The organism is Gelidibacter sp. (assembly GCF_039916245.1).
In the GTDB taxonomy this organism is placed as follows: Bacteria; Bacteroidota; Bacteroidia; order Flavobacteriales; family Flavobacteriaceae; genus Gelidibacter.
This window is the reverse complement of the sequence record NZ_JBDSLS010000090.1, coordinates 19540-28613: the sequence shown is the minus strand read 5'-3', so window position 1 is coordinate 28613 and position 9074 is coordinate 19540. Positions and strand designations below refer to the sequence as shown.

Here is a 9074-nt window from a genome sequence, read left to right as displayed (position 1 = left end):
TCCTAAAAATTGACTCGATTGCAAAAAAAAGTAAGACAAATAATAATTTTCATCTAACCGAACCCTTTAGTTTTCCAAACCTTAATGATTTTTAAGATAAAACTGATCGGCACATTTAAATTTCAATAATTCATCATAGGTTATTGGCTTGGCAATACCAGCTAACGGATTCGGTCGCAATGAATAAGGACATACCCAAGTTTGTGAATAGGCGTTTCGAAGATAGGCGACAAAAACTTTGCCGTCCCTTTGGTTTATTCGGACCGCAGTTGTAAATATGGAGGGATAAAGCCTTTCCAATTCCTGAGCCGTTGCTTTCAATTGTAGCTTAATTTCATCAAAGGTTTTAGATCAGCGTATGTTGTACCACACATGAAAACCATGCTGACTTGTGGTCATTAATAAAGGTTTTATATTCTTTTTTCTTGAAAATGCACCCTTTTACCATTTCAAAAGAATTTTATGCCGGATCCAGACCAAATACGACTTTGTCAGGTTTGTTTATGTCATCGATTTTGGACAACCAGGGATGGAAACCGACAGTCCCTTGATTTGCCAAATAGATGAGGGCCTTTTTTGAATTACAGACAATTTGTGTATTTTCCTCTTCTTCAGTTGTCACCTGATTATTTTTTTATAAAATCAGGATAATAGTCAGACCATTTTTTTTGATAAAACCCTTTGGATTCAATGCCATCAGGAAATCGGTTAAGGCTCAGTGTTCTGTTTTTTAGATAGAGCAACATTTTTTCTGCCACTTCGCTATAATAACTGATCATTTCGATTTTTGTGATTTTTGGACTTTGGAAAAATCACTTTATCTGGATGGGTTATTTCTATTCAGTCAATTTTCATAAAAATCTATGTAAGCCTTTTTATTAATTTGATAATTCTTTTAGGACAGATTCAGGGTTTTTATCCTCTCTCATTCCCAACAGTAGTGGTTGAAGCAATGTGTTAGCTTGAACAAAAAAATCCCGCGATAGGCAGGATTTTTTTTCTATTCTTATCAATCTGATTTAAATTAATCAAATTTCATACTATCAAAAAACTTATTGACTTGCTCCTTAGTTTGGCCAGTCTTTTTTTGGATACGACCTTTTAACTCATCTTCTTTTCCTTCTTCATAAGTTAAATCATCATCAGTGAGGTCGGCCCATTGTTGTTTGATTTTTCCTTTGGCAATATTCCAATTACCTTTTAATTTATCTCCTGTAGAACTCATAATGTTATTTTGTTTTAAGGTTAAACTTAGTTGTGTTTCTGTTGAAATTAAAGATACATTAATCTGCTCCTAAATAAGTAAAAATCAAGTTAAGATGCTGTTAAATAAAGGCTAATGATCGCGGGGAACGGCCAAATCTCAGGAGTTATGACTCTAAATAATATATTTCAAAATTTCCTACTATACCATATAAATTTAAAACTCAGCTATTAAATCAGATAATTTTTTAGCTCTTCCTTGCATGGCGCATCGATAAAACTTAGTAATAAAAGAAGGCTAGTAATGCGATTTCAACTCTCTTAAAGGGATACTGTATTATATAAAATGAGTGTGAAGATTTTTAGAACCCAATTTTGTGGTAAGAGATCATTTCCCCTAAAACATCTTGTCTAAATATATTTTTAGCTTTATCTAAAAATATATTTGTTAATTCGTGTATAATGTTTAGTTTTGCCTAAAATGATAAATAAATGAGAATTAAAAGTTACCTATTGGGAAGTTTGTTTATACTTCCACTATTATTTTCTTGTGAGATCCTTGGTCCACAAGAGCCTGAAGAATATGAATTACTCGATGGCCCGGTCGAAGATTTAACCATGGCTGAGGCCAAGCGTTTTATTAAGGGAGATGTCGCATTCAACGACCAAATTTTTAACGTGGAAACAGGTTTGGGTCCGATTTTTACGGGAACCAGTTGTGTGAGCTGTCATGCTGGCGACGGAAAAGGGCATCCTTTCGTGAAATTTACCCGATTTGGACAATCCTTTCCAGGCGTTAATGAATATTTAGCACAAGGAGGACCTCAACTTCAAAACCGTGCTATTCCAGGTTATGCACCTGAAACCTTGCCACCGGGAGCACCACATACTGAGTTGATCGCTCCGATTGTTACTGGTTTAGGATTTCTGGATGCGGTTAGAGATCAAGATCTTATCGAGATGTCCGATCCCGACGATTTGGATGGCGACGGTATTCGTGGACGCGTCCATTGGAACACCCGACCAGATTATGTGAAGGATCGTCCAGAAACCATTAGTGTGGACGGGAAATATATTTCGCGTTTTGGAAAAAAAGGTAAAATGTACGATCTCTTACATCAAACTGCAGATGCCTATAATCAAGACATTGGAATCACCTCCTATTTTGAGCCTTATGATACCTATAGTGGCGACAAACTACAGCCGGAAATAGACCGACAAACCATCAGTGATGTCGTTTTTTACCTAAAAACTTTGAAAGCACCAATTCCTAGAAACCAAAACAATCCAGACGTCATGGCGGGAAAAGCCTTGTTCGGCGATATTCAGTGTGCAGCTTGCCACAAGCCGACCTTAAAAACGGGGTATTCGCCAATTGAGGCTCTTTCTTTCAAGGAATTTCATCCCTACACCGATTTGTTATTACATGATATGGGCCCAGATTTGGACGATGGTTATACGGAAGGATACGCCTATTCTTACGAATGGAAAACACCAGCCTTATGGGGCATTGGATTATCAAAATATTCTCAAGGTGGTCAGTACTTTTTACTTCACGACGGAAGAGCCAGAAGCATTGAAGAAGCGATTTTATATCACGGTGGAGAAGCTGAAAACTCTAAAAACAAATATCTAGGCTTAAGTCAAAAAGAAAAGGACCAAGTCATAAAATTCATTGAATCCTTATAAAACAACACTTATGGATCGGAAAAAATTCTTAAAAACCTGTGGAATAGGCTTGGTAGGCCTTCCCTTTGCCACTACGCTCTTGACGTCTTGCGAAAGTATCTATTATGCCACCAGCAGTATTAAAAAAAATACTCTTATGGTGCCGCTTTCTGAGTTTGAGATTCCCAAAAAGAATACCATGACCTATAGGAGTTTTGTTTTAGTCAAAACTTCAAAGGAAGATTTTCCTATCTGCCTTTATAAAACGGGTGACAGCGAATACAAAGCCTCGCTAATGAAATGTACGCATCGCGGTTGTGAGCTCAATGTGGGCGGTGGCATTTACACATGCCCATGTCATGGCAGTGAGTTCGATACCAAAGGTGGCGTTTTAGAAGGCCCAGCCGATCAAGATTTAAAAACATTCAAAACAACCATTCAAAATGAAACTATTTACATTGAACTCTCTTAAAAACATTCTCCTAGTTCTCGGTCTACTCTACTTTGGTTCCGTCATGGGGCAAGAAGAGAACACCAAAAAGGATAAAAAAGACGAGGGTCTTGAATTAAATATGGATGCGGTATTTAATAGACCCACCCTAAGCTTTGACAAAGTCCCTGTAACACTCGGCGGCTATCTGGAAGCTAATACAATACACAGAATTGAGGAAGGCATTACGGATGGCCTATCTTTTCAAGCGCGAAGATTAACGATATTTATGGCCGCCTCCATTTCGGAACGCATTAAGTTTTTAACCGAAATAGAATTCGAAGATGGTGGTAAGGAAGTGGCGATTGAGTTTGCGGCTTTAGATGTGGCATTTCATCCCCTGTTCAACTTTAGAGGAGGGATTGTCATGAATCCAATTGGTGCTTTTAACGAAAGCCATGACGGCCCAAAATGGGAATTTGTCGAACGTCCCGATGTGGCAGTTAATATGTTGGGAGCTACCCTATCCAATACTGGCTTTGGAATGTACGGAAAAACCTATTCTGGGAATTGGATTTTTGGCTATGAGGCGTATTTGACCAACGGATTTAGTAGCCGAATCATTTCCAACGAAGAGGATAAAACCTATTTGCCAGCGCACAAGAATGGCGAAAATCTCTTTGAGGATAACTTTAGCGGAAAAGCGATGTTTTCTGGAAAGCTGGCCATAAAAAATAGAAAGATTGGAGAAATAGGTATTTCTTATATGGGAGGTACTTACAACAAGTTTGAAGATGCAGGCGAAGAAGTGGAAGACCAAGCGAAACTAGACGTTTTCGCCATCGATTGGAACACCACGATCAAGGCTACCGGCACTTATATTGTTGGAGAAGCCGCTTGGATTTGGGCGGAAACACCAGATACTTATACCCAACAATACGGAAATAAACAGCGCGGTATTTTTATGGATATCGTTCAACCCGTTTATAAAAACAAAATTTTTGAATGGGAAGATGCCACGTTCAATTTTGCAGCCCGATTTGATTATGTAGACTGGAACGTGGGACGATTTGCAGAAACCGATACCAAAATTGGCGATCAAATTCTTGCCGTTACTCCTGGAATCAGCTTTAGGCCTACTCCTAAAACGGTGTTTAGGATCAACTACCGTTATGAATGGAAAATCGATATCCTGAACAATCCTGCTGAAAGAGCCGCTACTTGGTATATGGGATTCAGTAGTTATTTTTGATCCACCGCCTCCTGAACATGCCCTAAATAACACGACATTTATTATAAAACCTATGGATTCCCCAAACTTTAGGTTTTTTTGATTTTTCGTGCATTTGACATCTTAATTGGACTATTTAATTTCCTTCAGAAATCCGAGTACTCCGTGGAATCAATGTAATCCGTGTAATCCGCCTGTCCTTTCATAACATTTCACACGGTAATTGTAAAGCCGGGAAGGTCCGTGTAAAAAATCTTTAGAAATTAAGACGAAATCCAAGTAATCAAATCCACCAAAGATTGACTTTCAATACCAATGAGAAGTCAATATTCAAGTGCAACGGAAAAAATTAAAAAGTGTTCAATACATATAATTATATTTAAGGTTGAACTGAATATCTATTAATTTCTCAAAAACAGGTCCCGCTATTTTCAGGATGAGGTTGTCGCATTATTTTTTCGCATGTAAACAAGTCGATAACAATTCTGGCCACCATACTGTGCGTTTTAGGTTCAAAGTCCTCTATTTATATTCACACTTTTTGTGGCGCGAAAACAGAACGAATCACAGGTAGGATATTTTCTACAAGAAAAACTACAATCTGTAAATCAACAGCTTATCGCATTTGTCCGAAAAGAAGTACATAAAAATTTCAAGCTTTATTTTAACAGAAATAAGTCCTTCGGAGTCTCTTATATGACTATCTTTAGAATCATCTCCGCTTAGTATTTAATGCGTTTCCCCTTAAACAATTCCTTTTAAATCTTATAAAAACTTCCGATCATGGCAAATCTATCCCTCAAAAAGTCGACGGCATCCAAAAGAACGAATCTTCGTTCGAAAAGTTTAAAAACCAAAAAACCTAAAGCCTCCACCAAGCTTACCAGTTCCATTTTGATGCTCACCACTTTCCCGCCTCGCCAATGTGGCATTGCAGCCTATTCCAAAGACTTGGTAAATCATATCCATAAAGCGTATGGAAGTTCCTGTTCAATTGAGATATGTGCCTTACATAACAATCAACAGCCTCTAAAGTCTTCTGAAAACTACACCTACAGCCTAAATACCGATCTTCCCGAGAGTTATCAGGATTTATCCTCAAGAATAAACATTGATGAGTCTATTGAACTTGTCATGATTCAACATGAATTTGGATTGTTCAATGGCTGTTCGGATACGTTTATTGAATTCTTACAATCTTTACATAAGCCTTTGATTGTAGCCTTACATACGGTCCTTCCAAATCCGGACCAAACCATGCTGAAACATGTCGCCGCCATTGTGTCTTCAGCAAAATGTGTTACGGTCATGACAAAATCATCAAAATCCTTGCTCATAGATTCTTATGGTATATTGCCATCAAAAATTAAAGTCATTACCCACGGCACCCATTTAATAAAACACCGAAGTCAAGAAAAATTAAAATCAAAGTATGGATTGGACGGAAAAACGGTTTTGTCAACTTTTGGACTTTTAGGACCTGGCAAAAGCATAGAAACCACGTTAGATGCGCTTCCTGAAATCGTTAAGGACTATCCGGACGTCATGTTTTTGATCATGGGATCAACCCATCCGACGCTGGTCAATAACGAAGGAGAAACCTATCGCAACTTCTTAACAAAAAAAATAAAGGATTTAAAATTAGAGCAGCATGTCAAATTTATCAACGAGTTTTTACCTTTAAACGCCTTATTGGAATATCTTCAACTTACCGACATTTATCTGTTTACTTCCATGAATCCCAATCAAGCGGTAAGTGGCACATTTGCTTACGCCATGAGCTGCGGCTGTCCAATCATCTCCACACCAATTCCACATGCCAAAGAATTCTTAACAGAAAATAAAGGGCTGTTATTCGATTTTGGAAATAGTAAAAAGTTGGCCAAACAGTTAAAAGTTCTTTTGAACGATCCACAATACAGAAAAATATTAGGACTTAACGCACTTCATTCTTCTGTAGCTACCTCATGGGAAAATTCAGCATTGGCCCATGGACAAATGTTTCAGGAATTCGCTTCCAACATTAAGCTAAAATATCAAAAACCTGAAATAAAACTGGAGCATTTACTTAAGATGACCACTCCGGTTGGAATAATTCAGTTTTCAAAATTAAATCAACCCGATATTACCTCTGGTTACACACTGGATGATAATGCAAGAGCTTTAATCGTGATTTGTGAATACTATAAGCTTACCGGGAATGAAAGCCTGATCCCGTCCCTCATTATATATTTTCGTTTTGTCCTAAATTGTTTACGCTATGATGGCGGTTTTTTAAATTATGTTAATGAACATAAGGAATTTACCAAACAAAATGAAAGCGTAAATCTTGAAGACTCTAATGGACGCGGTATCTGGGCGCTCGGTCACTTGCTAGAAATTGAAGATCTTCTTCCGGTAAAGTATGCCTATATTTTTCACAGGGCCAAAGAATGCTTGGATGAATTCCTTCCCAATGCCATCCATTTTAATTCGCCTAGAGCCATGGCTTTTATTATTAAAGGGCTGACGAAATCAGGATTGGCCCAACAAGACTCATTTTATTATTCCACTGTGGTCAAATTGGGTACTAAACTGCTTAAAATGTACAAACATGAATCACAAGGTCAATGGAAATGGTTTGAATCTTATTTCACTTATGGAAATAGCGTATTGCCAGAAGCGATGCTGGATGTTTATAGTGTGACAAAGATTGAAGACTATAATGTCATCGCTTATGAATCATTCAACTTTTTGCTTCAGCATTTATTTGTAAAGGATGAATTTAAAGTCATTTCAAACCAAACGTGGTTTGCGAAGGGCGATGCGATCGAAAATTGCTCTCTGGGCGGTCAGCAACCGATTGATGTTGCCTACACCATATTGGCCCTTAAAAAGTTTCATGACATTTATCCAAAAGAAGGTTATAAAGACAAAATGGAATTGGCTTTTAGTTGGTTTATGGGCAATAACCATCTCAATCAAATCATCTATAACCCTTGTACTACAGGGTGTCATGACGGATTGGAGCTCGAAAACGTCAATTTGAATCAGGGCTCAGAATCCACGGTCAGCTATTTAATGGCGCGAATGGCATTTGAAAAATCCTTTTAAAAGACGGTTTCAACTTCGTTCATGGACTGTTTCAATTTTTTTAAAAGCACGGCGAGTTCAACGGTAGCATAAGCGGACGAATAATCGGATACAGCATAAGGAATGATAAGATGATCATTATGGATAATACCTCCACAAGAATAGACCACATTGGGTACATAGCCCTCACGTTCCTCCTTGCGAGGTGACAATAGCGGTCTTTTTAAACGGCCAATAACCTTGGTAGGATCATCTAAATCGAGTAAAGACGCACCAATACAATACGTTCTCATCGGGCCAACTCCATGGGTCAAAATAAGCCAACCGTCCTCAGTATAAATTGGAGAGCCACAATTTCCTATCTGGGTAAGATCCCAAGGAAACTTTGGTTCTTCTAATAAAATGGGGTTATTCCACAAAGTTATCCGGTCTGAAAACATGATATAATTGTTATAACCATCCACTCTGGCGAGCATCGCATATTTGCCTTTGATTTTTCTTGGGAACAAGGCGAAATTTTTATTTTGTACCGCATTGCCATGCATTGGCATAATTCTAAAATTTAAAAAATCGCAGGTACTTAATAATTTCGGAATAATGGTATGTCCATTAAATGCAGTATAAGTCGCATAAATCATCTCCTTCCCATCATCATCCTGAAATCTTACAAACCGCGCATCTTCAATACCTCTACTTTCGGCAGGAGAATTAGGAAAAATGACACGTTCCGAAATATCGCTTACCTCATCAAACTGCAAATCATAATAAGAATCGACCAACCAAGTCATTTCAGTCAATGCCACTCTTTTTGTTTCTTCGATGTTTTCATCCAATAACAGATCGTGAAGTGCATGTTTGAGAGCATAATATTCAAAGTGATCTGGCAAAGGATCCATAATTTCAGAAATATAATTGTTAGGAATTTTTATCTCATGCATTTTTTCCACAAACCGACCTTTATCATAGGACATCTTAGCGCCGACTTTAGGCAAATCGAGATGGTTTTTAACCTTTAGGATGTTTAGATTATTGTCTTTATCCAAAATGCCTCTTCTAAAAACAATGGAGGACAAATGCCCTTCCCCTGTGGCCCTAAAAGATATGATGACCCGTTTTTCTCCTTCTTTGAGAAACGATTGGTCAAAATCCTCAACAATGGAGGGATTAAAAAGTGCAGCAGATTCAAGAGAATACTCCATGGTACTGTAGGCCCCAATTAACATCTTTTGATTTTCTGTCAAACCATCAAAGTCTATTCCCATGTGATTGATCAACTCTTTAAAATTACCACAGTGTAAAAGAAATATTTTCTTCAGGTTACGATGCCTTCCCTTAAAATCTATAAGCGTTTTTGACAATTGTCTGGCTACTTTCTCATCAGAAAAATCCATGATTCTTGAAATCAATAGTTTTGTACGTTCATCACCCATATCAAAAAAACGTGTTACTACTCGTTTAATATCCGGCATA

7 protein-coding genes are annotated in these 9074 nt (G+C 37.7%); 4 read left to right on the top strand and 3 right to left on the bottom strand.

Annotation, left to right across the window (positions count from 1 at the left end):
- Positions 1-81 precede the first annotated feature (81 nt).
- Together ABIQ28_RS04530 and ABIQ28_RS04525 are read right to left on the bottom strand one after the other, a co-directional pair.
- Positions 82-333, bottom strand: coding sequence for a hypothetical protein (locus ABIQ28_RS04530; protein ID WP_348035640.1), 252 nt, complete (start codon positions 331-333; stop codon positions 82-84).
- Positions 334-1024: 691 nt separating this feature from the next.
- Complete coding sequence (locus tag ABIQ28_RS04525) at positions 1025-1225, bottom strand: CsbD family protein (RefSeq protein ID WP_348035638.1); 201 nt, start codon at positions 1223-1225, stop codon at positions 1025-1027.
- 470 nt (positions 1226-1695) lie between these two features.
- Between ABIQ28_RS04525 and ABIQ28_RS04520 the strand changes: the two genes are divergently transcribed.
- The 4 genes from ABIQ28_RS04520 to ABIQ28_RS04505 all read left to right on the top strand — a co-directional run bounded on the left by ABIQ28_RS04520 (position 1696) and on the right by ABIQ28_RS04505 (position 7625).
- Positions 1696-2892 carry a di-heme oxidoredictase family protein gene (locus ABIQ28_RS04520; RefSeq protein WP_348035636.1) on the top strand — a complete coding sequence of 399 codons (1197 nt, stop codon included), beginning with the start codon at positions 1696-1698 and terminating at the stop codon, positions 2890-2892.
- A gap of 10 nt (positions 2893-2902) precedes the next feature.
- Complete coding sequence (locus ABIQ28_RS04515) at positions 2903-3343, top strand: Rieske (2Fe-2S) protein (RefSeq protein ID WP_348035635.1); 441 nt, start codon at positions 2903-2905, stop codon at positions 3341-3343.
- Entirely contained in the window at positions 3315-4553 is a 1239-nt protein-coding gene (locus tag ABIQ28_RS04510) for a hypothetical protein (protein WP_348035633.1), read from the top strand. The genes ABIQ28_RS04515 and ABIQ28_RS04510 overlap by 29 nt, the downstream gene beginning before the upstream one ends.
- A gap of 762 nt (positions 4554-5315) precedes the next feature.
- On the top strand, positions 5316-7625 hold the full coding sequence (locus tag ABIQ28_RS04505) for a glycosyltransferase (RefSeq protein ID WP_348035631.1): 2310 nt from the start codon (positions 5316-5318) through the stop codon (positions 7623-7625).
- Here ABIQ28_RS04505 and ABIQ28_RS04500 read toward each other — a convergent pair.
- On the bottom strand, positions 7622-9073 hold the full coding sequence (locus tag ABIQ28_RS04500; protein ID WP_348035629.1) for a glycoside hydrolase family 130 protein: 1452 nt from the start codon (positions 9071-9073) through the stop codon (positions 7622-7624). The genes ABIQ28_RS04505 and ABIQ28_RS04500 overlap by 4 nt on opposite strands.
- Between the last annotated feature and the right edge of the window lies 1 nt (position 9074).